The organism is Streptomyces sp. NPDC058231 (assembly GCF_042882275.1).
Classification (GTDB): domain Bacteria; phylum Actinomycetota; class Actinomycetes; order Streptomycetales; family Streptomycetaceae; genus Streptomyces.
The window spans coordinates 52,041-77,085 of sequence record NZ_JBHVWN010000014.1 but is presented as its reverse complement, the minus strand read 5'-3'; the positions used below and the strand labels follow the sequence as shown (position 1 = coordinate 77,085).

Genomic DNA, 25,045 nt, shown 5'->3' with positions numbered 1-25,045 from the left:
CTGACGTCACGTGAGGTGCAAGCCCGAATCCTCCCGCATCCCCACAGCCATAGGAGGGTTATGCGCCTTTTGCCTGACTATGGTGAGCCGATGGCCCCCGACTCCCCGGCTCCCGCCGAGCCCGGCCCCCTGCACCGGCTGCTCCTCCTCGTCGTGCCCGCACTGGTCGTCGGGGTGGCCTCGGCACTCGTCCTGCTCGGTGTCAGCCTGCTCGCGGAGCGGCTCCAGGACGTGCTCTGGAAGACCCTTCCCGACGCGTTCTCGGTCGGCAGGTACTCCTCGCTGTGGATGATCGTGATGCTGACCGCGACCGGCCTCGCGATCGGCCTGGTCGTCCGCTCGGTGCCCGGACACGCCGGCCCCGATCCGGCCACCACCGGGCTGGTCGACCCGCCCATGCCCCCGGGCGTCCTGCCCGGGCTGCTGGCCGTGACCGTCCTGGCGCTGGCGGGCGGGGTCAGCCTCGGTCCCGAGAACCCGATCACCGCCACCAACATCGCGCTCGCCTTCTGGCTGGGCCGCCGGGCGGCCCCGGACTCCTCGGCCGAGCTCTGGACCCTGCTCGCCTCGGCCGGAACCATCGGGGCGCTGTTCGGTACCCCGGTCGCCGCCGCGCTGATCCTCTCCGAATCGCTCGCCGCCGCCGGTGCGCCAGGCCCGCTCTGGGACCGGCTCTTCGCCCCGCTCGCGGCGGGCGCCGCAGGCGCGCTCACCATGTCGCTGCTGGCCCATCCCAGCTTCGACCTGTCGTTGCCGCCCTACCCGGGCCCGCACTGGGGCGACCTGCTCTCCTCGGCCGCGATCGCCTCGGCGGCGGCGCTGCTCGGCCTCGCGGCGGTGTACGCGTTCCCCTACGCGCACCGCGCCTTCCGCACCCTGCGGCATCCCGTCCCGATGCTGACCGCGGGCGGCCTGGCACTCGGGCTGCTCGGCACGCTCGGCGGCCATCTCACCCTGTTCAAGGGGCTGGACGAGGTGAAGGAACTCACCGCGCACCCCGATGGGTGGTCGGCGGGGCAGTTCGCCGTCATGGCCGTGGTGAAGGCAGCCGCGCTGGTGACCGCCGCGACCTGCGGTTTCCGGGGCGGACGGATCTTCCCGGCCATCTTCGTGGGCGTCGCGCTGGGACTGTGCGCGCACGCCCTGGTCGACTCGGTCCCGCCGGCGCTCGCGGTGCCGAGCGCGGTGCTGGGGATGCTGCTCGCCGTCACCCGGCAGGGCTGGCTGAGCCTGTTCACCGCGGCGGTGCTGGTCAGCGGCGTATCCGTGCTGCCGCTGCTCTGCGTCGCCTCGCTGCCCGCCTGGCTGCTGGTGACGGGACGGCCGCAGATGCAGCTCCGCCCGGACGGCACACCGCTGCGGTGAACCGGACCCCGCCCCGCCCCGTCAGGCGCGCCGCTTGCGCCACTTATCCGTATCGTCACTTTCATACAGCTATGCACAGATTCGTCCTGCGGAGGTTCCCGCAATGCCCACGCCCGTCAACGTCGCCGTCATCTACTACTCCGCCACCGGCACCATCGCCACCATCGCCGCGGCGATCGCGGAGGACGCCAAGCAGGCGGGCGCGGAGGTACGGCTGCGCAAGGTCACCGAACTCGCCCCGCAGGCGGCCATCGACGCCAAACCGGCCTGGGCCGCCAACGCGAAGGCGACCGCCGGCATCGGCACGGCCACACCGGACGACCTGGTCTGGGCGGACGCCGTGATCTTCGGTTCGCCGACCCGGTTCGGCAATGTCGCCGCCCAGCTCAAGCAGTTCCTGGACACCCTGGGCCGCCTCTGGCAGGCGGGCCGTCTCGCGGACAAGGTCTACAGCGGCTTCACCTCCACCAGCACCGCGCACGGTGGCCAGGAGTCGACGCTGCTCGCCCTCTACAACACGATCCACCACTTCGGCGGCATCCTCGTCGCCCCCGGCTACACGGACCCGTCGAAGTTCGTCGACGGCAACCCGTACGGCACCTCGCACGTCGCGGGGCAGGGCGAACTCCCGGTCGGGGAGCAGACCCTGACCGCCGCCCGGGTACAGGCCGAACGGGTCGTGAAGTTCGCCCGGGCCCTCAAGGCCGGCCTCGCCGCCGAGAACTGACCACCCCAGAGAGCTGAGAAGGGCTGCCCACCGATGCCGCTCCACAAGGGTTCGAACCATGTCCAGGAACCGTCCGAGGAGCGGCGCAGACTCGCCCTCAACCCCTTCTTCGGGGAGGCGGACCCCACGGCGGGCATGACGTCCGCGCCGCCCAGGCACCGGCTGCCCGACGGCCCGCTGCCCCCCTCCACCGCGTACGGCCTCGTCCACGACGAGCTGATGCTGGACGGCAACTCCCGGCTCAATCTCGCCACCTTCGTCACCACCTGGATGGAGCCCGAGGCCGGGGTGCTGATGGGCGAGTGCCGGGACAAGAACATGATCGACAAGGACGAGTACCCCCGCACCGCCGAACTCGAACGGCGGTGCGTGGCGATGCTCGCCGACCTGTGGAACGCCCCCGACCCCTCGGCCGTGGTGGGCTGTTCGACCACCGGTTCCAGCGAGGCCTGCATGCTCGCCGGCATGGCGCTCAAGCGCCGCTGGACGGCGCGGAACGCCGACCGCTATCCGTCGACCGCCCGCCCCAATCTGGTCATGGGCATCAACGTCCAGGTCTGCTGGGAGAAGTTCTGCAACTTCTGGGAGATCGAGCCCCGGCAGGTACCCATGGAGGGCGGCCGCTTCCATCTCGACCCGCAGGCCGCCGCCGAGCTGTGCGACGAGAACACCATCGGCGTCGTCGGCATCCTCGGCTCCACCTTCGACGGTTCCTACGAGCCGATCGCCGAACTCTGCGCCGCGCTGGACGCCCTGCAGGAACGCACCGGCCTGGACATCCCCGTCCATGTCGACGGGGCGTCCGGCGGGATGGTGGCACCGTTCCTGGACGAGGACCTGGTGTGGGACTTCCGGCTGCCCCGGGTGTCGTCGATCAACACCTCCGGGCACAAGTACGGCCTGGTCTACCCAGGAGTCGGCTGGGCGCTGTGGCGCTCCGGCACCGAACTCCCCGAGGAACTGGTCTTCCGCGTCAATTACCTGGGCGGCGACATGCCGACCTTCGCACTGAACTTCTCCCGGCCCGGCGCCCAGGTGGTCGCGCAGTACTACACCTTCCTGCGGCTGGGCCGGGAGGGCTACCGGGCCGTCCAGCAGGCGTCCCGCGATGTGGCGAGCAGGCTGGCCGTCCAGATCGAGGATCTCGGCGACTTCCAGCTCCTCACCCGGGGCGACGAGTTGCCGGTCTTCGCCCTGACGACCGCCGACGACGTGCGGACGTACGACGTCTTCGACGTGTCGCGGCGGCTGCGCGAGCGCGGCTGGCTGGTGCCCGCGTACACCTTCCCCGCCAACCGGCAGGACCTCTCGGTGCTGCGCGTGGTCTGCCGCAACGGTTTCTCCTCGGACCTCGGCGAGCTGCTGCTGGAGGATCTGCGCTCGCTGCTGCCCGAACTGCGTGGCCAGTCACACCCGTTGAGCAATGACAGGGGCGCCGCGACGGCCTTCCACCACTGAATCCCGCCCGCCGGCGGCGGAAAGGGGCCGTCACCCCGGGTCAGCCGTGGTCCCGGGGGTCCGGGGCGCCCGTCGCGTACGGGTTCTCCTCCCCCTCGGCGAGCACGCCGACGAACGGCTCACCCTCTCCCGCGAAGGTGTACGCGCCGCCCTCGATCCGCGCGATCAGCCCCCGTGTCCACTCGGCCCCCGCGTCCGCCGAGTGGACCCACATGTTCATGATCTCGCCGATGTGGCCCAGCGATTCGGGCCCCTCCTGCGGCGTGTAGTACTCGGTGACCGAGGCCCGCCACGCCGCCAGCCGCGCCACCCGCTCCCGGAGCAGCGCCACCGCCTCGGACCGTTCCAGGTCGACGATGAAACCGATGCCCGCCGACAGCATGTCCGTCTTCTGGTCGTACGAGGTCAGCGCTGCGCGCAGCAGCGCGAAGTACTCCTCGGTGCCCCGTCCGGTGATCTCGTACTCGGTGCGGGGCGGGCCGCCCGCGGTGCTCGGGGCGGTCTCGTGGGCCACCAGCAGCCCTTGCTTCGCCATCTGCTTCAGGGCGTGGTAGACCGAGCCCGGCTTGGCGCTGGACCACTCGTGGGCGCCCCAGTACTCCAGGTCGTTGCGGACCTGATAGCCGTGTGCCCGGCCGTGCTGCCGCACCGCGCCGAGCACCAGCAGCCGGATCGCGGACATCCACCCACCTTCCTATTCAACTTTGACTAGGGTAGCCCGCCTCCTCGGCGACCAGCTCGAACGCGGTCCGGCCGTCCAGGGACTCCCGGATGATGTCCGCGTGCCCGGCATGCCGGGCGGTCTCCTCGACGAGATGGACCAGCAGCCAGCGCATCGAGCACCGCTCGTCCTTCGGGAACCAGGGGGCCTCCGGCAGCGGGAAGGTGTCGTTCATGCTCTCCACCGAGTGGATGAACGCCTCGGTCTCCGCCGCGACCTTCGCCCAGAACTCCAGCATCTGCGGGACGGTCTCGTCCCCGGCCAGCCGGAAGCCCTCCGCCCAGGTCTCCTGGGTGCGGACCTTCTCGTTGGGGCGCTGCTGCGCCATGCGCAGCCAGTTCAGCTCGACCTCGGCGACATGCTTCAGCAGCCCGGAGAGGGAGAGTTCGCTGGCGCTGGGCCGGCTCGCCGCCTGTTCCTCGGTGAGTCCGATCAGCGAGCGCCGGATCGCGCCGCGCTGGGCCTCGACGAAGGAGAGGAGCGCGCCGCGCTCGTCGCCGTGTGCCTCTGCGGGAACGTGAGTGACCATGATGTCCGCCCTTCGGGACCGTCCGGGCCTGCGCCCGGTGCCTTCCTGACACCGATCAAGCTACGGGTCATTGCGGACAACTTCGGTCCTCAACAGGCGGGGTCAGAGGGGGAATTCGCTCCGGCCGTGCTGGATCGAGATCCACTTCTGGGTGGTGAACGCCTCCACGGTCGCATCGCCGTTCAGCCGCCCGGCCCCGGAGAACTTCTCGCCGCCGAACGCCACCAGCGGGTCGTCCTGGATGGTGGAGTCGTTGACGTGGAACATCCCGGTGACGATGCGCTGGGCGAACCGCACCCCGCGTTCGGCGTTCGCCGTGTGCACGGCGCCGCTCAGCCCGTACGGGGAGTCGTTGGCGATCCGTACGGCCTCCTCCTCGCCGTCGAAGGTCATCAGCAGCGCCACCGGCCCGAAGATCTCCTGGGTCAGCAGCGGCGAGTCGTCCGGCAGCCCGGTGAGCACCGTCGGCTCGACGAGGTTGCCGCGCGTACGGCCCCGTACGAGCGCCGTGGCCCCGTCCGCGATCGCCTGGTCCACGAGCCCGGTCAGGGCATCGGCCTGGAAGGTGTTGATGACCGGACCGATCTGGGTGGCGGGGTCGCGCGGGTCGCCGGTCCTCAGTGCGGCCACCTTGGCGGTGAACTTCTCGGTGAACTCGGCGGCCACGGAACGGTCCACCAGGATGCGGTTGGCCGCCATGCAGACCTGCCCCTGGTAGACGAAGCGGCTGAAGACGGCGGCGTCGACCGCGTAGTCGACGTCCGCGTCGTCCAGCACCACCAGGGCGCTGTTGCCGCTGAGTTCGAGGACGGCCCGCTTGAAGAGCCCGCCGGCGATCGCGCCGACATGGCGGCCGACCCGGTCCGATCCGGCGAACGAGATCACCTTGGGGACGGGGTGCGCTATCAGCGCGTCGCCGATCTCGGCGATGTCCGTGACCAGGACGTTGAGCAGCCCGGCGGGCAGCCCGGCCTCCTCGAAGATCTTGGCGATCAGTCCGCCGCCGACCACGGGGGCATTCTGGTTGGGCTTGACGACGACCGCGTTGCCGAGCGCCAGGGCCGGCGCGACCGATTTCATCGTCACCAGGAAGGGGAAGTTGAAGGGGCTGATCACGCCGATGACGCCGACGGGCATCCGGTAGACGCGGTTCTCCTTGCCGTCCACCGGGGACGGCAGAATGCGGCCCTCGGGGCGCACCGCCTGCTGGATCGCCTCGCGCAGGAAGTCCTTGGCGCAGCCGACCTCGAACTCCGCCTTGAGCCGGGTGCCGCCCAGTTCGTCGATGATCGCGCCGATGATGTCCTCGGTGCGTTCCTCGGTGATGCGCACGGCGCGTTCGAGGACGAGACGGCGTTCGTACGGGTTGGTGGCGGCCCAGACCCGCTGGGCCCGCTCGGCGGCACGATAGGCCTCATCGACCTCCTGCGCGGTGGCGACGGTGATGGCCGCGAGCTTTTCCCCGTTGTAGGGATTGAAATCGATGATGTCCCACGAGCCGTTACCGGTCCGCCACTCGCCGTCGATGTACTGGTTGGCCAGCTCGTTGAAGAAGGACATGCGATCCCTTACTGCAGGTGCAGACTCCCGTTGAGGCGTCATCGTACTGATTTATCAGGTCAGTTGGAGCAGACCGCGGAGCAGATCACGGCTCTCCTCCGGGCCGGGGCTGTCCTGGTGGAGCCGCACCATCGCCTTTTCGTACTGGGCGACTTCCTCCGCCTTGTCCAGATAGAGCGCACTTGTCAGCTGCTCCAAATAGACAATGTCCGACAGATCGGATTCCGGGAATCGGAGCATCGTGAAAGAGCCGCTCTCTCCGGCATGCCCGCCAAAACTGAAAGGCATCACCTGAAGCGTGATGTTCGGCCGCTCCGACATGTCGATCAGGTGCCTCAATTGCGCACGCATCACTTCGCGTTCGCCGTAGGGGCGGCGCAGCGCCGCTTCGTCCAGAACGGCATGGAAGCGCGGAGCACGTTCGGAGACAAGGGCCTTCTGCCGTTCGAGCCGGAGCGCGACCCGGCGGTCGATCTCGGCGGTGGGGGCGCCGCGCATGCCGCGCGAGACGACGGCGTGGGCATAGTCCTCGGTCTGCAACAGGCCGTGCACGAACTGGACTTCATAGATACGGATGAGCGAGGCCGCTCCCTCCAGACCGATGTACGTCTGGAACCAGCCGGGCAGCACGTCTCCGTAACTGTGCCACCAGCCCGCCACGTTGGCCTCGCGGGCCAGGCCGAGCAGGGAATCGCGCTCCGCCTCGTCCGTGACTCCGTAGAGCGTGAGCAGGTCCTCTACGTCCCTGGCCTTGAAGCTCACCCGTCCCAACTCCATGCGGCTGATCTTCGATTCGGAAGCGCGGATGGAGTAGCCGGCCGCCTCGCGCGTGATGCCGCGCGAGTCGCGCAGCCGTCTGAGCTGAGAGCCCAGCAGGATGCGCCGCACCACAGACCCGCTCGACTCGCCTGCCGCCACTGGTCCAACCCTCCCATCGCCGCTTCCCGGACATCGGGGCTCCCCCTGAACCCCAAGAGCCGGATTCTGCCATCAAAACGCTTCAGCCCGTACTCATTCGATTACGGAGACGGGAAGACTTCCGGAAACCCGGAGAACTGTCCACGGGAAGAAATGAGCAAGAACCGGCACGGGGTCGGACAGGTCAGGCGCGTGCACGTGCATCTGCCCTTGCATCTGCTCTGCGCATTCGGAACCATGGGCCCCGCGCACCTGCGTGCTCGTCCGTGTTGTGCCGCAGTACCGCTACAGCCGCGAATCCCGGGAGTGCCTCGCATGGGGACGAATGGATCGACGATGCTCGGGCCGTTACGGCAGGGGCTTCCACCCATCGACCACTCAGCCGTTTCCGGATCGGCGGTCTGCACCCTGCCGCCCCGCTACGAAGCCGTCGGCGGAGCCAGGCAGTTCACCAAGGCGACGCTGGCCCGCTGGGATCTGAGCGACCGCTTCGACGACGTCGCCCTGGTCGTCTCCGAGCTCGTCACCAACGCGCTGCGGCACGCGCTGCCCGACGAAGCCCCGAGGGTCCCGCAGGACTGTCCGGTGCGGCTGCACCTGATGCGCTGGTCCTCACGACTGGTCTGCGCGGTCCGCGATCCCAGCCGGGCGACGCCCGTGGCGTCCGAAGCGCCCGATTCGGCCGAGTCGGGCCGAGGGCTGTTCCTGGTGGAATCGTTCAGCGACGGCTGGGGCTGGCACCCGTCACAGGCGACGGGCCCGGAGAATCCTTCCGCCGGGGCACAAGCGGTGCGCGGCAAGGTCGTCTGGGCGCTGTTCCGGCTCTCCGACAGCGTCTGACCCACGCGCGGTGCCCGTGTTTTCCCGGGCATTTTCCGCAGGACCACCGCGGTCAGGCACCTGCTATCAGATGATCGAACTCTCCGTCCTTCACGCCGAGGATCATCGCCGCTATCTCGGCCGGCGTATAGACCAGGGCGGGCCCGTCGGGGTGGCGTGAATTCCGCATCGCCACATCGCCACCGGGCAGCTTGGCGAACTCCACGCAGGATCCTTGGGAGTTGCTGTGTCTGCTCTTCTGCCAGGCGACCCCGCGAAGCTCTGTGGCCGCCATGCCGTTGTACACGTGGTGCACAGGACGCTCCCCGAGTTGCAAGGTGCAAATGTCAACTGGTTCGGATCATAGCTGTGTTCATATGCCGATGCATGAGCAGATGCACGTGCACGCGGGGTGTTCTCTTGGTTACAGCTTTACCTTCGTATCCCCGTCCCCACGGAGATAGACGAACGAAGCGTCTATTTGGCTCCCGCTTCCGGGAGTTGCTCCCGAGCGACTTCCGAATCGTTCGCCGCGCCCTGGTAACTTGGCGCGGTCTTTCGACTGCAAGGGGGAATTCCAGGTGCACCATCTCGTACGCAGCGGCGCCGTCGTGGTCGCGGGGCTGGCCGCCGCGGTCGCACTGACCGGCTGCGGCAGCGACGGCGCGAAGAGCGACTCGGACCCGGACACCGCGGACGCGCACACGTCGGCGCCCGCCGACGGCGGCGACAGCGGCGACAGCGGTTCCGCGGGCGACGCCGCGGCGCTGGAGGGGACGTGGGCCGGGGTGAGCGACGGCAAGGCGGTCGCCCTGTCCGTCTCCTCCGGAAGGGCCGCGCTCGTCGCCGACGCCCACGTCTGCTCGGGCGAGGTGAAGGACATGGGCAAGGTCATGCTGGCGCTGAAGTGCACCGACGGAGACACCGCCCGCACGATGGGCGCCATCGCCTCCAACGACGGCCGGAAACTCGTCGTGTCGTGGAACGGCGGCGCCGAGGACACCCTGGCCAAGACGGACCCGGGCGCGCTGCCGACGGAACTGCCGGGACTGCCCACACCCTGACGGGGAGTGGTGCCGCGCGTTCAGCTCCGCCCGGCACCACCGGCCCCGGACCGGCCGTCCGTACCTCCGTCCAGGCCCCGGGAGAACTCCTCCAGGCTCTCCAGCAGCAGGCCCGCCCCGTTCCGGGCGATCAGGTCGGAGGCCCGCCCGAGCAGGCGGTCGTCCTCGTCCCAGCGGTCCAGCGCCTCACGGACCGCGTCCCAGTGCGGTACGCGGCGCTCCCGCACGTCCTTCGCGCCCTGCTCGGTGGCCCGGCGCAGGGCGTCGGTGAGCTGCGCGGCGGCAGGGATCCGGACCGCCCCGGCACCCCCCGGCAGATGTGCCTCCATCAGCATCGCGGCCCGGCCGAGCCGGCCGAGCGCGTGCCGGGTGTCCTCGGCTGCGGCGCGGGAGAGCCCCCGGTGACGCACGGGTTCGTGCTGGGCGGTCGCCACCGCCTCCTGCCAGTCGACGCGCGCCTTCCGGACGGCGAGCAGCGCGGCGCGGACGTCGTCGTCCGTGCGTTCCGCGGGGTTCGCGTACTGGTCGACGACGGAGGCGGCGTACCGTCCGGCGGCGGCGAGCCAGTCGGCGAGCCGGTGGTGCAGCCGAGGGGTCTCCCACGCCGGGTAGACGGCGTACGAGACCATCGCGAGGAGGCCGCCGACGAGGGTCAGGACGACGCGTTCGGGCACGGTCTGCGACCAGTCGTCGCCCGCCATGCCGAGCAGGAAGACGACGTACGCGGAGACACAGGCCTGGCCGACCGCGTAACCGGTGCGCATCAGCAGATACATCAGCAGGGCGCACCCGACGGAGAGCGCGGCGGCGACGCCGACCCCGGGGTGGACGGTCCGGACGATGGCGGTGGCGAGGAAGACCCCGACGATGGTGCCCCCGAGCCGGCCCGCGGCGCGGGAGTAGGTCTGGGAGAACTCTGGCCGCATCACCATCACGGCGGCCATCGGCGCCCAGTAGCCGTGGCCGAGCGGCAGGACGCCGCCGATGAGGTAGCCGACGGTCACCACCACGGCGACCCGGACGGCGTGGCGCAGGATCGGCGAGCCGGGGCGCAGTTCGGCGCGCATCGACCGGATGACGACGGGGACCAGTCGCAGCAGCGTGGGACGGCGTCGCAGCGGGGCGATGGCGTCGGCCGCGTCGTCGGCCTCGGCACGGTCCGCCTTCGTCCCGTCGCCCTCGGCCGCCTCGATGACATCGGCGAGCAGCGCGGCGAGGCGGTCCGCGGCCCGGCGCGGCGGCCCGGTGAGGATCGCGCCGGTGTCGGGGGTCCGCAGGGCCGCGACGGCGGGAGGGGGGAGGCGCACCGGGTCGCCGTGCCGGATCGCGCGGGCCGCCGCATCCAGTACGGATCCGGCCGCGGCGAGGAGTTCGCGGACCCGGTCGCGCGCTTTGCCCTCGGCGGGGACACCCATCGCCGGGTCCGCGAGCAGGGCGAGCACCGGTCTGATCCGTTCGGCGACGCCCCGGGAGCCGTGGAGCTCGGCCGGGCGGTGGCGGGCCTGACGCGGAGTGACGGCGGCGGCGCTGCGGGCGGTCATCAGCGGGAGCGGGTCGAACTCGGCGGCCGGGTCGTGGCGCAGCCTGCGCGCGTAGTCGGCCTCGGCGGCCAGCGCGTCGGCGAGCGCGTCGCGCTGGGCACCCCATCTGCGTACCGGGAAGAGGACGATCAGTGCCGCCTGGACCACCCCGCCGAACGCGATCATCGCGGCGTGCAGGGCGGCCTGGGCGACGGAGGTGGGGAGGGTGATCGTGACCAGCATGATCGCCACGTTGGACGCCGCGATGATGCCGCCCGTCGGCCCGGCCGCCCAGGCGAGGCCGGCCAGGAACGTCCAGAGCGCCAGCAGAGCCAGGAACAGCGGGAGATCGGTCCCGGTGAGATAACCGAGGAACGTCGACACCCCCAGGCTCGCGCCGGAGACGAGGGCGAGGACCGGCCGCGGACGCCAGCTGCGCTGAAAGGTGGCGATGGCGGCCTGGAACGCGCCGAACGCGGAGCTGGCGGCGACCACGGGCCCGAACGCGCTGAGAGCCACCCCGATGACCAGGGCGAGTCCGGCCGCGGCGCGGATCGCGATGAGAGGTTCGAGGCGCCGTCGCTCGATCTTCAGCCCCGAGCGGGCGGTCTCCTTCAGCGCCCGGAGCCAGCTCATGGTGGGAGCCTAACCGGAATACCCGTCATGGGGAGGTATCAGAACATTGCCCCGGAACGGGACGGTCCGCACCCGTCTGCCGCCCGCACACCGGCATGCCGCCGTCCCGCGCCCGGCTACCGGCTTCCGTCGATGCCGGGCCGCCGCTCGCCCATCCGGGCCCGGTCGGCGGCGGCCGTGCCGTGCGCCCAGCCCTCGCCGTCCGTCACTCCGCGCACCCGGGTACTGGTGGTCTCCGGGAACATCCGGTCCGCTGCGTCCGTCACCGCCACGTCCCGTGCCGCGAGGACCGGGAGCAGATCGCTGTCGGCCGCCCCGTCCGAGGCCGAGGCCGCGGTCACCCGGGCGGTGTCGGACGCCAGGCGCGCACCCAGCCGATGGACGTACGCCATCAGGAAGGACTGACGGAACGTCTTGGTCCGCTTGCGTCCGCCGGCCCGCTGGCCGGCCTCGGCCTTCGCCATCGCGGCCGTGCCCTGGACCAGCAGCGAGGTGTAGAGCAGCTCCACGGCCTCCAGGTCGGGTTCGAAGCCGACGACCGTCGAGAAGCCGAGGTCGCTGTTCCACACGGCGCGGCAGCGGTTCGCGGAGGCGACGGCGTCGAGCAGGATCGCCTTCGCCGTCTCGTACGGGGCATCGACCCCGATCCGGCAGGCGCCCGGCGCCGCCTTGCTGTGCGTACGGGCGGCGAGCAGGGCCTCGTCGATGGAGTGCCGGGCCATCAGCTCCTGCGCCTTGGTGGTGAGCGCCTCCGCCTCCTCCGGAAACCCGGTCGCCTCCGCCTTCGCGAGGAGGGCGCGGATCCGGGTCAGCATCCGGGGTTCGTCGTGCGCGGGCGGCAGGTGGAGCCGGTGGCCGGCGCCGGGCGGCGGGCCGACCGGTTCGATGGCGGGCAGCCGCAGCAGCAGCCGGTAGAGACCGAGGAGAGCCGAGGCGTACAAGAAGCGGTCGGGACGGTTCCGGGGCGGCGGCGCGGGAAGCTCGTCGAGCTGGGACCGCCAGCGGGGCGGCAGCTGCTCGTACCTTCCGGTCTCCGGAATGATCAGGTCGGCGGCGAGTCCGGCCGCGCTCTCGCCGAGCTCGCGGCGGACGATGCGCACGACGTCGGCGGGCTGCCAGCCGCGTTCCCAGGCACGGCGGACGAATTCCTCGCCACGCCGGAACAGTTCCGCGTCGGTGCCCGGATCGGCGGCGAGGAGGGAGGCACCGGCATCGAGACCGGCGTCGCCGTCCGAGTAGAGGGCCGCCGCGAATGCCTGGTCGATCACCGGTTCCATGACGTCAGGGTAGGCAGAGCGGCACGGCCGGGTATGCCTGGCCCTACCCCGGAGACGGGTTCTGGTGGTCGTGCCCGGCGGACCCCGGCGCGGTTCGATCGACGACATGACTCCGACCCCTGACACCGACGCCGTGCGGCTGCGTGCCGTGCGGCGCTCGTACGGTGACACGGACGCCCTCGGCGGCGTCGACCTCACCGTCCGTCCCGGCACCTTCACCGCCGTGATGGGCCCCTCCGGTTCCGGGAAATCGACACTCCTGCACTGCGCGGCCGGGCTCGACAGGCCGACCTCCGGCACGGTCGAAGTGGGCGGGGTGGCGCTGACCGGGCTGAGCGAGCGCCGGCTGACCCTGCTGCGCCGGGACCGGATCGGCTTCGTCTTCCAGTCGTTCAACCTCGTTCCGTCGCTGACCGCCGCCCAGAACGTGGCGCTGCCGCTGCGGCTCGCGGGCCGCCGCCCGTCCCGTTCCGCGGTACACGCTTCGCTCGCCCGGGTCGGGCTGGCCGGCCGGGCGGAGCACCGGCCCGCCGAACTCTCCGGTGGCCAGCAGCAACGGGTCGCCCTTGCACGGGCACTGATCACCCGGCCCGCGGTGCTCTTCGCCGACGAACCGACCGGTGCGCTGGACACCGCGACCGGCCGGCAGGTGCTGGGGACGATGCGGGAACTCGTGGACCGGGAAGGGCGGACGACGGTGATGGTCACCCACGATCCGGTGGCGGCGGCCTGCGCGGACCGGGTGGTCTTCCTGGTCGACGGGAGGATCGCGGACGACCTGACCGGGCCCTCCGCGGAACGGATCGCGGCCTGGATGACCGCCGCGCGAACGGGTACCGGGTCCGCGGCGCACGCGGGGGCGGCATCGTGCTGACCATCACGCTCGCCGCACTGCGGACCCGCTGGACCGCCCTCGTCGGCATGTTCGTCGCGCTCGCGCTCGGCGTGGGGCTGATCGCGGCGACAGGGCTCGGCCTCGCCTCGACCTTCGACGCCCCGGACCGTGCACCGCAGCGGTTCGCCGCCTCACCGGTGGTGGTGATGGGCGACGACACGCTGACCGTGCGGGTGCGGCGCGGACCGTCCACCGTGCGGATCACCGAGCCGCTCGCTCATCCACACCCTGTGGATATCGAACTCCTGCACGACCTGAAGGCGCTCGGTCCGGTGACCCGCGGCAGACCGGCAGCCGGAGCGGACCCGGGGGACGCCGTGGGCGTGGACGCGCCCGCCGACGAGGTCCGCCGGGTCGTCGGTGGCCGCGCCCAGGTCCTCACCGGCGACGAACGCCGCCGCGCCGACCCCGCCACCGAGCGGGACACCGAGGCGCTGACGGGCGTGAACGCCCTGCTCGGCACGGCGGGCGCCGTCACCGCGTTCGTCTCCGTCCTCGTCGTCGCGTCGACGTTCGCCTTCGCGGTGGCGCTGCGCCGGAGGGAGTTCGGCCTGCTGCGCACGGCGGGTGCCACCCCCGGCCAGCTGCGACGGCTGCTGCTGGCGGAGGCGTCCGTGGTCGCCGTGCTCGCCTCGGCGACCGGGTGCGCGCTGGGCGGCTGGGGGGCGCCGCATCTCGCCCGTTTGCTGGTCGACGGCGAAGTCGCCCCGCCCTGGTTCGCCATCCGTCCCGCGGCCTGGCCGCTGTACGCCGCCTTCTGGACCGGCCCGGCCGTGGCGCTCGCGGGTGTGTGGGCGGCCTCCCGCCGTGCAGGCAGGACGGGTCCGGCCGAGGCGCTGCGCGAGGCCGACGTCGACGCGGGCGTGCTGCCGCCCGTACGCCGGGCCCTGGGATTCGCGCTGCTTGCAGGCTCGATGTTCCTGATGACGAAGTCGCTGGTCACAGACCCGTCCGGGCTGCTGAAGCGGAAGACGTACATCACGCAGCCGATGGCGCTGATCACCGGCGTGGCCCTGCTCGCGCCGTTGCTGGTGCGTTCGTCGACCCGATGGCTCCGGTTCCCCGGGGCGACCGGAATGCTCGTACGGGCCAACGCGGCGGCGTCCCTGCGCCGCACGGCCGCAGTGGCCGCGCCCGTACTGATCGTCGTGGCGTTGGCCGGTTCGGTGGCGGGCTCCGCGCGGACGGTGTCGCAGGCGCGGGCGGCCGAGGCGCGCGAGCACACCCGGGCCGATCTGGTCGTGACGGGCGAGGACCTGACGGTGCGGCCGGTGCCCGGGGCGACGCTGTCCGCGTCCGCGTCGACCGCCGTCTTCGTACGGGAGGAGGGCACCGCTCTCATCAGGGCGCAGGCGCGGGCGGTGGACGACGCGACGGCGCTGGCGGCCGTGGAGCGGCTGCCGGTGGTGGCCGGCGACATCCGTGATCTCGACGACCGTTCGATCGTCGTGAACGAGGAGTGGGAGCAGCACACGGTGGGCACGACGGTACGGGTGTGGCTCGGCGACGGGCGCCCGGTGTCCCTGCGGATCGCGGCGGTCCTGGCCGTCGGAACGGGGAACAACGGGGCCTACGTCACGGCGGCGAACGTGCCGGTGGCGCCGGTGGACCGGATCGACGTACGCCTCGCTCCCGGCGCGGACCGCACGGCGGTCGCCGCCGCACTGCGCCACAGCGGCGGCACGGTGCGGTCGACGCAGCAGTGGCTGGCCGCCACCCACCCGCGCACGAGCCCGCAGACACGGTTCGGTCTGATGGTGGTGCTGGGCATCGCCCTGGTCTACGCGGCGATCGCGCTCGCCAACACCTTGCTGATGGCCGGGTCGGTACGGTCCGCGGAACTCGCGGCGCTGCGGGCGGCCGGCGCCACCGGTCCACAGGTGCTCGGGGTGGTCGCCGGGGAGGCGCTGTTCGCGGTGGCCCTGGGTGCGGGGCTCGGCATGGGCGTCACCGCGGTGAACCTGGCCGGGCTCGGCGCCGCTCTGGCCGCGTTGTCCGCGCCGGTGACGGTGTCGGTGGAGTGGCCGGTGGTGGTGGGCGCGACCGGGGTGTGCGCGGTGGTCGCGGTCGCGGCGGCGCTGACGCCCCGAGCCGTCCGGCAGGGTCAACGGCGGAATGGATCGCCACTCCCCGCGAGCCGCTTCCGCTTCCGCTTCCGCTTCCGCTGAACACCATGGGCATCCCGATGAGCGTGCGCGGGCTCGGGGGCGGGTGAAAGACCGCCGGAAGGCAGAGGCAGGCCCGCGTGGCCCGGCGGGGGCAGGCCCGCGTGGCCTGCCCCCGCTGTCAGTCCCACCTGCCAGACTCAAACGCATGACCGAACGCTGGGCTCTGGCCGCCACAGAGACCGGCGGCGCCCGCCTCACCCCGCTGACCCCGGCCGGTCTCCCCGCCGCCCCGGTCCTGAGCGAACCCGACCTGGTGGAGGCCGTCCGCTCCCGCCCGGACGTCACCCGCTGGGTCTGGCGGTCGACCGCCGAGATCTACCCCCGGCTGCTCGCCGCGGGCCTGCGGGTCGCTCGCTGCTACGACATCGAGGTGGCCGAGTCCCTCCTCCTCGCGCACGAGGGCCGGCTCGGCGAACCCCGCTCCGCCGCGGCCGCCCACGCCCGTCTGCACCACGCTCCCGTACCCCCCGATCCCCCGTCCCGTGCCGCGGAGCCCGGCTCGCAGTCGTCCCTCTTCGAGCCGCGGTCCGGTACGGACATCCCTTTCGAGGCGCTTCTCCAGGTGTACGGGGAGCAGCTCCGCCGCCACGACGCCGCCCTTCATCCCGACAGGATGCGCCTGCTGACGGCATCCGAATCGGCGGGCATGCTGATCGCCGCCGAGATGCACCGGTCGGGCCTGCCCTGGCGGGCCGATGTCCACCGGGACCTCCTGCACGACCTGCTGGGCGAGCGGTACGCCGGCGGCGGCGAACCCCGCAGACTGGCCGAGCTGGCGGACGCGGTGTCCGCCGCGTTCGGCCGCCGGGTCCGCCCGGACCTGCCCGCCGACGTGGTCAAGGCCTTCGCGCAGGCCGGGATCAAGGTGAAGTCGACCCGCCGCTGGGAGCTTCAGGAGATCGACCATCCGGCCGTGGAGCCGCTGATCGAGTACAAGAAGCTGTACCGGATCTGGACGGCACACGGCTGGAGCTGGCTCCAGGACTGGGTGCGCGACGGCCGGTTCCGGCCCGAGTACCAGCCGGGCGGCACGGTCAGCGGCCGCTGGACGACCAACGGCGGCGGGGCGCTGCAGATCCCCAAGGTGATACGGCAGGCGGTAATCGCCGACGAGGGCTGGCGGCTGGTCGTCGCGGACGCCGACCAGATGGAACCCAGGGTCCTGGCCGCGATCTCCCGCGACCGCGGCCTGATGGAGGTCGCGGGCCACGACGGGGACCTCTACACCGCCCTGTCGGACCGCGCGTTCCAAGGGGACCGCGACCACGCCAAGATCGCGCTGCTGGGCGCGATCTACGGCCAGACGTCCGGCGACGGCCTGAAGAACCTGGCGGCGCTGCGACGGCGTTTCCCGCTCGCCATCGCCTATGTCGACGACGCGGCGAAGGCCGGCGAGGAGGGCCGCCTCGTACGGACCTGGCTGGGCAGGACCAGCCCGCCGGCCGCCGGGGCGGTGGACGCGGACGAGGCCGGCATTCCGCAGGAGAGCGAGGAGCAGCCGTCCGGCGACGCCGAGTTCACCCCTGGCTACGCCTCATCGAACTCCCGGGCGCGCGGCCGCTTCACCCGTAACTTCGTGGTGCAGGGCAGCGCCGCCGACTGGGCGCTGCTGTTCCTCGCCGCGCTGCGCCAGTCGCTGACCGACGCGGGGCTCCGGGCCGAACTGGTCTTCTTCCAGCACGACGAAGTGATGGTGCACTGCCCCCAGGAGGAGGCGGAGGACGTCGTCCGGGCCGTCCGGGCGGCCGGTGACCTGGCGGGGCGGACCGTCTTCGGCGAGACGCCGGTGTGCTTCCCCTTCACGGCGGCGGTCGTGGAACGCTACTCCGACGCCAAATAGGCGAGGTCACTCACCACGGTTCTCGGCCGCACCCGGCGCGGGCTCCCCCTCCTGAACCGTCTGCGCGGGCGGAACCGCACGCCCCACTCCGGCACCGCGTCCGGCGCGGACCCCGCCGAAGCCGGCCAGCCCGTGGTCGTAGTGCACCGCACGCAGGTGCTGATGCCGGTGGCGGCCGTTGAGCAGATGGATGACGTACGCCGTCACCGCGATCATCCCCAGGACGACCACCACGGTTATCAGGATGTCCATGAGCGGCGGCCCCCTTCGCATGCACAGGCCCGGAAGAACAAAATCGCCGGGACCGACACCGATCGAGAAACCGGCATACGGAATATTCTCGGCCTTTTCAGGCTACTCCGTGAACGCCAGGACCGGTCCGGTCACAGCTGCCCCCGCCGTTCCGCACGTCGCCGCCCCGGGCCGCGCCCGTAACGGCGCCGCGTCCGGCCGTTGCCGCGGTGCCGTGACCGTCGCCGCGACCGCCCTGCCGCGTCCCCGGTACCGGGGGAAGGTCACAGGCGTCGGTGATCTCCCCCGACACCCCCACTCACCAGTAGGTTCCCCTCATGCGAATAGGCCACCTGCTGGGCACCGGACGATCTGCCGATGTGTACGCGATCGACGAGGCGTGGGTCCTGCGCCGGTACCGCGACAGCAGCGACGCCAGACCGGAGCTGGCCGTGATGTCCTACCTCTCGGCCTTCGGCTACCCGGTACCCCGCATCGGACCCAGCCCGGCCGCCGCCACCCCCTCCGACCTGGTTCTGCAACGCCTGAGCGGCCGGACGATGCTGGAGTCGCTGCTCTGCGGCGCCCTCACCGAGCACGAGGGCGGCGCCATGCTCGCCAGCCTCCTCGGCGACCTGCACACGATCCCCGCCCGGCTCTCCACGGACCCCGAAGACCGCATCCTCCACCTGGACCTGCACCCGGACAACGTGATGCTGACGCCCGCCGGCCCGGTGGTGATCGACTGGCGGACCGCCGCGGAGGGGCCGCCCGCCCTGGACCGGGCCATGTCGTCGTTGATCCTGGCTCAGGTCGCGGTCGACCCCGCGTCCCCGGCGGCGACGGGCGCCCGCTCCCTGCTCGCCGCCCTGCTTCCCCACCTCGCCGCCCAGGGCGGCATCCCGGACGCCGTACTCACCGAGGCCGGGGTCCGCCGCGCGGCGGACCCCAACCTGACGCCGGACGAACGCGAACTCATCGCCGACGCGGTGGAACTGATCGGTGAACTGGCCGGATAGGCCGCTCGGACCGGAGACCGAGCGGTCCGGCTCGGGTGGATCCGAGGCAGCTCGGACCGGCACCGCCGGAGCATCGGACCGCCGCGGGCGCGTGGCGGCCGGGGGAAGCACCGACGACGGTTCAGCGGCGGGACCGCCGGTCCCGATCCGTACCGGGTATGCCCGTCAGGGACGGGAAGGCGGGCACGTCACTCACGCCGTCGTCTACGCGGTGCGGCGGCGCAGGACACGGAAGGCCGCCAGGGCGAACACCGCGGCGAGTGCCAGCACGAGCACACTGGAGGCGATCTGGTAGCCCCAGTAGTCGCCGGTGCCGAGGGAGTTGACGAGGTACACGTCCTGGGGCAGGGCGTCGTAGAACTGGAGGCCCAGCAACCCGCCCGGGTGGAAACCGTCCACCTTGGGGAAGAGGGGGAAGTCGAGCAGCAGCACCGCCCGCGAGCGCACCAGCAGCGCGGCCGACAGCCAGGTCAGTACGGGTGCGGCGATCACGGTCGGCAACGTGCGGCGCAGCCGGGTGCCGGTGAGCGCACCGGCCGCGACACCCAGCAGGACGTACGCGAGGGTGACCGGGCCGATGCTGAAGTACGCGGCCTGGACGCTCCAGCCGTGGACGAGCAGGTCGAGCCGGACGGCGTGAGCGGCACTGACCTGGTACAGCACCACCAGCGGCAGCGTCAGCACCACGAGGATCCCCGCCATGGTGGCCCAGCGGACGCCGAACCACCGCCGTGGCGAGACCGACTGGGACAGCGTCAGCGTGACGCGCCGCGCCTCCCACTCCCGGGCCGTCAGCAAACCGGTGATCACCGCGGCAATCAGAGCGGGCCTGAACGCGATGATGTTGCCGTCCGCCAGCAGCCTCGCGGTCATGACGTGCGCGTCGCCGACGTAGTTCCGGAAGTGGTACGCCTCCGAGCCGACGCGGTTGCGCAGCGCCACGGCGTCGGCCCACCCCTGGTAGTGGAGGGTCAGTTGCAGGCAGACGCCCAGTACGGACAGCGCCCACAGGGCGATGGCTGCCCGGAACTGTCGTATGAGGATGCGCGCGAGCGGCAGGCTCCGGCCGGGCCGGCGGGATGCCGGTCCCCTCAGGGTGGTGGCGGTCATACGGCGGATTCCTTGCTGCTCGGTGCGAGCGAACTGGCGGGGCCGGGGGTTCCGGGGGCGGAGAGGTGGGCGAGCACCAGCTCCTCCAGTGACGGGGGCCGGACCTCCCAGTCGGCGGGCAGCGGCCCGCCCGGGCGGATCAACGCGCTGGTGCCACGTCCGGCCGGGCGGGACTCGACGACCGTGTGACCGGCGAGCCGGTCGGCGCCGCCGGGGACGGTGACCACGGCGTGGGAGGCGGTCAGATCCTCGATGTCTCCGTGCAGCCGGGTCGTGCCCTCGTCGAGCAGCAACAGGTGATCGCATGCCTCGGTCAGCTCGGAGACGATGTGCGAGGACATCACCACGGTGGTGCCGGTGTCGGCCACATGAGCCATGAGCAGGCCCATCAGCTCCTGCCTCGCGAGGACGTCCAGGTCTGCCATCGGCTCGTCGAGCAGCAGCAGGTCGGCCCGCTTGCCGAGGGTGAGCGCCAGGGCGATCCGGGTGCGCTCACCGCCGGACAGATCGCCGATGCGGTCCTTCCTGTGGAAGCGCGACGGGTCCGCAACCCGATCGGCCAACTCGCCGTCCCAGTTGCCCTCGTTGAGCCGTGCGCCCAGGCGCAGGGTCTCGGCGATCGTGAACCGGGTGAACAGCGGGCGGTGCTGGGCGAGGTAGGAGACTTGGGGATGTCCGGCCCTCGGCGGCCCGCCGAACACCTCGATCACCCCCGCGTTCGGCCGCCGCAGGCCGGCCGCGAGCTCCAGCAACGTCGATTTGCCCGCGCCGTTGGGACCGACGAGGGCGGACACGACCCCGGCCGGGACGGCGAAGGAACAGTCGTCGAGTACGTCGGGACCTCTGCGCCGGTATCTCCCGGTGAGGCCGTGGGCAGCGAGCGCCGGGTCAGAGCTGCTGATGGGGGGCAATATCGGGTTCCTTCGGGGCGTAGAGATTTTCGAGTACATCGGTGAACAGCGCTGCGAGATCATCACGCTCCAGGCCCGCCGCATGGGCCCGCGTGGCCACCTCCGCCAGCTCGGCCCGCCAGGGCGAGTCGGCTGAGGAGGCACCGAGCGTGCCGGTCACGAACGTCCCATGTCTGCGCCGGGTCTCGACCAGGCCCTGGGATTCGAGTTCGCGGTACGCCTTGAGCACAGTGTTCGGGTTGAGCGCCGTGGCCTCGACCACCGCACGAGCGGTGGGCAGCCGGTCCCCCGGTTCCAACAGGCCCAAACGCAGAGCCTGTTGAACCTGCTGGACGATCTGCACATAGCTGGGAACCCCGCTGCGCCGATCGATCCGAAAGGCGAACACCACGGCCGGACCCCCAATGGGTGAATGAACTAGTGGAATGATGCATTGATGTCTCTCCTCACGTCAATAGCCGTCCGGCGGAGTCGGGCGAGGACCGGTCCCGCGCACCCGGAGAAAAGTGGGCTGATGGGCGACAGACGGCTGCAACCGGCCCCGGTCGGCCGCCTCTCCCGAGGGGCCCGTCGCCCGCCTCCGGCGGACCTCGGCAGCAGTCGCTGACGAGGCCGGCGCCGAGGACCGGCGCCGTCCGTTGGTGTCCGTGCAGAAAGCTGCGCCGCAGGTCAGCCGGCACGCCGGCCGCCGAAAGACGTTGGCGGACGACCTCGGAACTACGGCGGAGCGAGACCGCAACTGAGACCAGGGACGACGTCCCTGGTTACGCACCGGGCGATCCGGCACAGCCTCGACGCGAAGACCCCGTTCCCCGAGGGCAGGTCGTCATCGCCGGTCGGAGTAGTGGCGGGTCTGCCAGGCAGCGGTGATCGCGGCCGCCGACTCCTCGACCGTGCGGTCGTCCGTGTCGATGCGCAGGTGGCCCAGCGCAGCCCGCTCCAAGGCCCCGGCTGTCGCGGCTGCCTCGTCGGCGATACGGAGCAACTCCGCGGTCGGCCGACCCTTCAGCGGGTCGCCCGGTGCGGGCCAGCTGCCACCCCGGCCACGGGATGTGATCCGCTCGGTCAGGACGGTGCGGCTTGCGTGCAGGCGACACACCGTGACGTCGGCATCCGGCAGTACAGCGGTGTACGTCTTGACGGTCGCCCCGTCCTCGACCGGGCCGTTGGCGATGAGGACCTCGGCGCCGGCATCGCTGTAGGCGTGCCACAGGGCAGCCAAGTTCCTTGCCTTGAGGCGGTGGTTGGCGAGGTCGTCGGGTGGGGCGGGACAGAGAAAGGCGAGTTGGTCGAGTTCGACGTATGCAGTGCGGGCGGAGCTGCGGACGCGCTGATAGACCGGCCACCCGATGGTCGACTTGCCGACTCCGGTGGGGCCGCACAGCCACAGCACCCGGGCACCAGCCGCAGGGATCCTTGGCTCCGGCGATGACAGGGCCGGGCCGGGCGAGCTTGGCCGGCTGGGGGGCAGCGGCGCGGACGAGCCCCCGGCCCTCGGCTCTGCGACGCATCGCCCTGGGCCTGTCCAGTCGCCGATGCGCTCCGCAACCTGCTGCACAACCTCCGTCACGTCCGACCCGGTCGTATCGATGCACACGTCGCCGAAGCCGCTCACGTCCATGACGTCTGCCTCGTCGAGCGTCTCCTGCACTCGATGCGTCTGCATGCCGCGCCCGATGAACCTCCGCGCCAACTCCTCCCGGTCGGCACGCAGTCGGCATACCGTCAGTGCGATGCCGGGCAGTTCGTCCGCATACACGCCCTGCTCAGGATCCACGACTCCTGACACCACCACGCACCGAGCGCCCCCCTCATGGAAGTTCGCCAGCACCGCAGCGAGGTTGCGCGTCTTCATCCGGTGCAGTTCCGGATCCTCGGGGGGTCCTGGCAGGAAGATGCCCAGGTGGTCGATGTCGACATAGCCGGCAGGGAGCCCTGATGCGGTGAGCCGGGTGAAGAGTTCCCAGCCCACCGTGGTCTTGCCGACGCCTGCCGGCCCGCAGAGCCAGAGGACCTGGAGCGGATCGGATGCATGCACCATGGCAGGGGATTGTCACGGACGCGTGGCGAGCACGTCGACCCAATTAACACCGAACCGCACCCTGCCGGGATGCCCCTCAGGGGCCCGCCCGTCGCGGTTGCGTGCCCCCGCGTGATCAGTGGTGGACGGGCCCACGCCAACCGCCTTCTGGAACGCCTCGGCTCCACGGTGGTTGACGGCCGCCCCAGCACAGTCGAGGGCGAGCGTGCCTGGCGTCTGGCAGTTTGGTCACACCTGCAGCGGAGGCCGGGATACGACCGCCGCCTCTACGACGGGAGTCGCCACACGGCCGGGGGGAGTTCTTCGTTCCCGCAAAATCGAAGCCGGCTCCAGGCCCCACTGAGACCAGAACTGAGGCGGTCGACACTCGCGCGGCCCGCGGTCGACGGCGCCGTCGCATCCAATAAAAGCAAAAGCCCCAGGTCACGGCGAGTGAGTCCTGAGGCTTCCACAGAGCCGCCTTCGGGATTCGAACCCGAGACCTACGCATTACGAGTGCGTTGCTCTGGCCAACTGAGCTAAGGCGGCGCGCCCTGTCGCACTATGGTGCGATCAGCAGCGTCGCTAAGTCTACACAGTTTCCGGGAGTGCTCCGCACCACCCGCCCCCGAGGCCGTATGCGCAGGTCAGGGGGGCGGAGAGGGGCGCGGGGAGTCAGGAGCACTTCTTGCCGTCAGCCGGCGGGGTGCCCTTCAGGAGGTACGAGTTGATCGCGGTGTCGATGCACTTGCTACCGCGGCCGTACGCCGTGTGGCCGTCACCCTCGTAGGTGAGGAGGGTGCCGGAGGAGAGCTGGCCGGCGAGGGACCGGGCCCACTTGTACGGGGTGGCCGGGTCGCGGGTGGTGCCGACCACGACGATCGGGGGCGCACCCTTCGCCGTGATGCGGTGAGCGGTTCCGGTGGGCGCGGCGGGCCAGTCGGCGCAGTTCAGCGCGGCCCAGGCGAAGGCCTCGCCGAAGACCGGGGAGGCCTTCTCGAAACCGGGGGCGGCCCGGGTCACGTCGGCCGGGCCGCTGAAGGCCGGGGGCGCGTCCACGCAGTTCACGGCTGCGTTGGCGAACATGAGGTTGGCGTAGCTGCCGTTCGGCTGGCGCTCGTAGTAGCTGTCGGCGAGCGCCAGCAGGCCCGAGCCTTCGCCCTTCTTCGCGGCGGTCAGGGCGGTACGCAACTGCGGCCAGGCCGCCTCGTCGTACATGGCGGCGACGACACCGATGGTGGCGAGCGACTCGCCGAGCTTGCGGGAGCCGCCCGCGGGCACCGGCTTGGCGTCGAGGCCGGCGAAGAGCTGCTTGAGACGGGTGGCGGCGTCGGCGGTGGACGCCGTGCCGAGCGGGCACCCCGACTTCTTGATGCAGTCCGCGGCGAAGGACTGGAAGGCGGTCTCGAACCCCGCGGTCTGGTCGCGGTTCATCTCCTCGGACGGCAGCGACGGGTCCATCGCACCGTCGAGGACGAGCCGGCCGGCCCGGGCGGGGAAGAGCTCGGCGTACGTCGCGCCGAGGAAGGTGCCGTACGACGCCCCGACGTAGTTCAGCTTCTCGTCGCCGAGCAGGGCGCGCAGGACGTCCATGTCACGGGCCGCCTCGACGGTGGAGACATGCGGGAGGATTCTGCCGGAGCGCTGCTCGCAGCCGCCCGCGAACTTCTTGAAGGCCGTGCTCAGCTTCGTGACCTCGGCGGCGTCGTCGGGGGTCTGGTCGACCTGGGTGTACGCGTCCATCTGCGGGCCGGTGAGGCATTCGACGGGCTCGCTGCCGGCGACGCCGCGCGGATCGACGGCCACCATGTCGTAGCGGGCACGGACCTGGGCGGGGTATCCCATGGCGGCGTAACTCTGCAGGTAACCGATGGCGGAGCCGCCGGGGCCGCCCGGGTTCACCAGCAGGGATCCGAGCCGCTTGCCGGGGCCGGTGGCCTTCTTGCGGGAGACGGCCAGCTTGATGTCGCCACCGGTCGGCTTCCCGTAGTCGAGCGGGGCCTTCATCGTGGCGCACTGGAAACCGGAGGCGCCGCAGTCCCGCCATTTCAGATGCTGTGCGTAATACGGCTGGAGCGCGGCGGACGGCGCCACGGGCACGGAGCCCGACGCGCTCGTCGTCGAACTGCCTTTGCTGCAGCCGGAGATGAGTAGGCCGGCCGTGCCGAGCACGGTGGCGAAGGTACGGAGCAGTCGCCTGGTATCCATCCCCGGAGCGTAGCCCTCGGGGGACGACTCACCTGATTTCTTACCCTTT

General features: G+C 71.5%; 22 protein-coding genes and 1 tRNA gene. 9 read left to right on the top strand and 14 right to left on the bottom strand.

Annotation, left to right across the window (positions count from 1 at the left end; translation table 11 throughout):
- Positions 1–90: 90 nt before the first annotated feature.
- From ACFVXE_RS13025 to ACFVXE_RS13015, 3 genes are all read left to right on the top strand, one after another.
- The gene (locus ACFVXE_RS13025; protein WP_389671219.1) at positions 91–1,365 is read left to right on the top strand and encodes an ion channel protein; all 1,275 of its coding nucleotides are present in this window, start codon (positions 91–93) and stop codon (positions 1,363–1,365) included.
- Between the two features lie 103 nt (positions 1,366–1,468).
- Positions 1,469–2,092, top strand: a complete 624-nt coding sequence (gene wrbA / locus ACFVXE_RS13020; RefSeq protein WP_389671218.1) for an NAD(P)H:quinone oxidoreductase — start codon at positions 1,469–1,471, stop codon at positions 2,090–2,092.
- 33 nt (positions 2,093–2,125) lie between these two features.
- A complete protein-coding gene (locus ACFVXE_RS13015) occupies positions 2,126–3,550 on the top strand; it encodes a glutamate decarboxylase (protein WP_389671217.1) in 1,425 nt (474 codons plus the stop codon).
- A gap of 40 nt (positions 3,551–3,590) precedes the next feature.
- Here ACFVXE_RS13015 and ACFVXE_RS13010 read toward each other — a convergent pair whose 3' ends face one another.
- The 4 genes from ACFVXE_RS13010 to ACFVXE_RS12995 form a co-directional block, all read right to left on the bottom strand.
- The gene (locus tag ACFVXE_RS13010) at positions 3,591–4,232 is read right to left on the bottom strand and encodes a PadR family transcriptional regulator (protein WP_389671216.1); all 642 of its coding nucleotides are present in this window, start codon (positions 4,230–4,232) and stop codon (positions 3,591–3,593) included.
- A 16-nt stretch (positions 4,233–4,248) separates the two neighbouring features.
- Complete coding sequence (locus ACFVXE_RS13005) at positions 4,249–4,800, bottom strand: DinB family protein (RefSeq protein WP_389671215.1); 552 nt, start codon at positions 4,798–4,800, stop codon at positions 4,249–4,251.
- Positions 4,801–4,902: 102 nt separating this feature from the next.
- On the bottom strand, positions 4,903–6,360 hold the full coding sequence (locus ACFVXE_RS13000; protein ID WP_389671214.1) for an aldehyde dehydrogenase family protein: 1,458 nt from the start codon (positions 6,358–6,360) through the stop codon (positions 4,903–4,905).
- A 54-nt stretch (positions 6,361–6,414) separates the two neighbouring features.
- Positions 6,415–7,278: a helix-turn-helix domain-containing protein gene (locus ACFVXE_RS12995; protein WP_389671213.1), complete on the bottom strand. Its 864-nt coding sequence runs from the start codon at positions 7,276–7,278 to the stop codon at positions 6,415–6,417.
- A gap of 315 nt (positions 7,279–7,593) precedes the next feature.
- Between ACFVXE_RS12995 and ACFVXE_RS12990 the strand changes: the two genes are divergently transcribed.
- Positions 7,594–8,118 carry an ATP-binding protein gene (locus ACFVXE_RS12990; RefSeq protein ID WP_389671212.1) on the top strand — a complete coding sequence of 175 codons (525 nt, stop codon included), beginning with the start codon at positions 7,594–7,596 and terminating at the stop codon, positions 8,116–8,118.
- Positions 8,119–8,170: 52 nt separating this feature from the next.
- On the opposite strand, the gene ACFVXE_RS12985 is transcribed toward ACFVXE_RS12990, so the two are convergent.
- Positions 8,171–8,413, bottom strand: a complete 243-nt coding sequence (locus ACFVXE_RS12985) for a DUF397 domain-containing protein (protein WP_389671211.1) — start codon at positions 8,411–8,413, stop codon at positions 8,171–8,173.
- Positions 8,414–8,678: 265 nt separating this feature from the next.
- Between ACFVXE_RS12985 and ACFVXE_RS12980 the strand changes: the two genes are divergently transcribed.
- A complete protein-coding gene (locus tag ACFVXE_RS12980; protein ID WP_389671210.1) occupies positions 8,679–9,161 on the top strand; it encodes a hypothetical protein in 483 nt (160 codons plus the stop codon).
- A gap of 20 nt (positions 9,162–9,181) precedes the next feature.
- Here the strand turns inward: ACFVXE_RS12980 and ACFVXE_RS12975 are convergent, their stop codons facing one another.
- Both ACFVXE_RS12975 and ACFVXE_RS12970 read right to left on the bottom strand, forming a co-directional pair.
- Positions 9,182–11,317 (bottom strand): FUSC family protein, encoded by a 2,136-nt coding sequence (locus ACFVXE_RS12975; RefSeq protein ID WP_389671209.1) that lies wholly within the window; start codon positions 11,315–11,317, stop codon positions 9,182–9,184.
- Positions 11,318–11,433: 116 nt separating this feature from the next.
- Positions 11,434–12,594 carry a DUF2786 domain-containing protein gene (locus ACFVXE_RS12970; RefSeq protein ID WP_389671208.1) on the bottom strand — a complete coding sequence of 387 codons (1,161 nt, stop codon included), beginning with the start codon at positions 12,592–12,594 and terminating at the stop codon, positions 11,434–11,436.
- A gap of 106 nt (positions 12,595–12,700) precedes the next feature.
- On the opposite strand from ACFVXE_RS12970, the gene ACFVXE_RS12965 reads away from it, so the two are divergent.
- The 3 genes from ACFVXE_RS12965 (at position 12,701) to ACFVXE_RS12955 (ending at position 17,497) form a co-directional block, all read left to right on the top strand.
- Positions 12,701–13,468 (top strand): ABC transporter ATP-binding protein, encoded by a 768-nt coding sequence (locus ACFVXE_RS12965; RefSeq protein ID WP_389671207.1) that lies wholly within the window; start codon positions 12,701–12,703, stop codon positions 13,466–13,468.
- The gene (locus tag ACFVXE_RS12960) at positions 13,462–15,657 is read left to right on the top strand and encodes an ABC transporter permease (RefSeq protein WP_389671206.1); all 2,196 of its coding nucleotides are present in this window, start codon (positions 13,462–13,464) and stop codon (positions 15,655–15,657) included. The genes ACFVXE_RS12965 and ACFVXE_RS12960 overlap by 7 nt, the downstream gene beginning before the upstream one ends.
- Before the next feature lie 145 nt (positions 15,658–15,802).
- Positions 15,803–17,497: a bifunctional 3'-5' exonuclease/DNA polymerase gene (locus tag ACFVXE_RS12955; RefSeq protein ID WP_389671205.1), complete on the top strand. Its 1,695-nt coding sequence runs from the start codon at positions 15,803–15,805 to the stop codon at positions 17,495–17,497.
- 6 nt (positions 17,498–17,503) lie between these two features.
- On the opposite strand, the gene ACFVXE_RS12950 is transcribed toward ACFVXE_RS12955, so the two are convergent.
- Positions 17,504–17,749, bottom strand: a complete 246-nt coding sequence (locus tag ACFVXE_RS12950; protein WP_389671204.1) for a hypothetical protein — start codon at positions 17,747–17,749, stop codon at positions 17,504–17,506.
- A 317-nt stretch (positions 17,750–18,066) separates the two neighbouring features.
- On the opposite strand from ACFVXE_RS12950, the gene ACFVXE_RS12945 reads away from it, so the two are divergent.
- Positions 18,067–18,747, top strand: a complete 681-nt coding sequence (locus tag ACFVXE_RS12945) for a phosphotransferase (protein WP_389671203.1) — start codon at positions 18,067–18,069, stop codon at positions 18,745–18,747.
- Between the two features lie 204 nt (positions 18,748–18,951).
- On the opposite strand, the gene ACFVXE_RS12940 is transcribed toward ACFVXE_RS12945, so the two are convergent.
- The 6 genes from ACFVXE_RS12940 to ACFVXE_RS12915 form a co-directional block, all read right to left on the bottom strand.
- Entirely contained in the window at positions 18,952–19,857 is a 906-nt protein-coding gene (locus ACFVXE_RS12940; RefSeq protein ID WP_389671202.1) for a hypothetical protein, read from the bottom strand.
- Entirely contained in the window at positions 19,854–20,768 is a 915-nt protein-coding gene (locus tag ACFVXE_RS12935; protein ID WP_389671201.1) for an ABC transporter ATP-binding protein, read from the bottom strand. The genes ACFVXE_RS12940 and ACFVXE_RS12935 overlap by 4 nt, the downstream gene beginning before the upstream one ends.
- Entirely contained in the window at positions 20,746–21,156 is a 411-nt protein-coding gene (locus ACFVXE_RS12930; protein ID WP_389671284.1) for a GntR family transcriptional regulator, read from the bottom strand. Before ACFVXE_RS12930 ends, ACFVXE_RS12935 begins: the two co-directional genes overlap by 23 nt.
- A gap of 438 nt (positions 21,157–21,594) precedes the next feature.
- On the bottom strand, positions 21,595–22,809 hold the full coding sequence (locus ACFVXE_RS12925) for an AAA family ATPase (RefSeq protein WP_389671200.1): 1,215 nt from the start codon (positions 22,807–22,809) through the stop codon (positions 21,595–21,597).
- 454 nt (positions 22,810–23,263) lie between these two features.
- A tRNA-Thr gene (locus tag ACFVXE_RS12920) sits at positions 23,264–23,337 on the bottom strand.
- Positions 23,338–23,463: 126 nt separating this feature from the next.
- The gene (locus tag ACFVXE_RS12915; RefSeq protein WP_389671199.1) at positions 23,464–24,996 is read right to left on the bottom strand and encodes an alpha/beta hydrolase; all 1,533 of its coding nucleotides are present in this window, start codon (positions 24,994–24,996) and stop codon (positions 23,464–23,466) included.
- Positions 24,997–25,045: the final 49 nt, after the last annotated feature.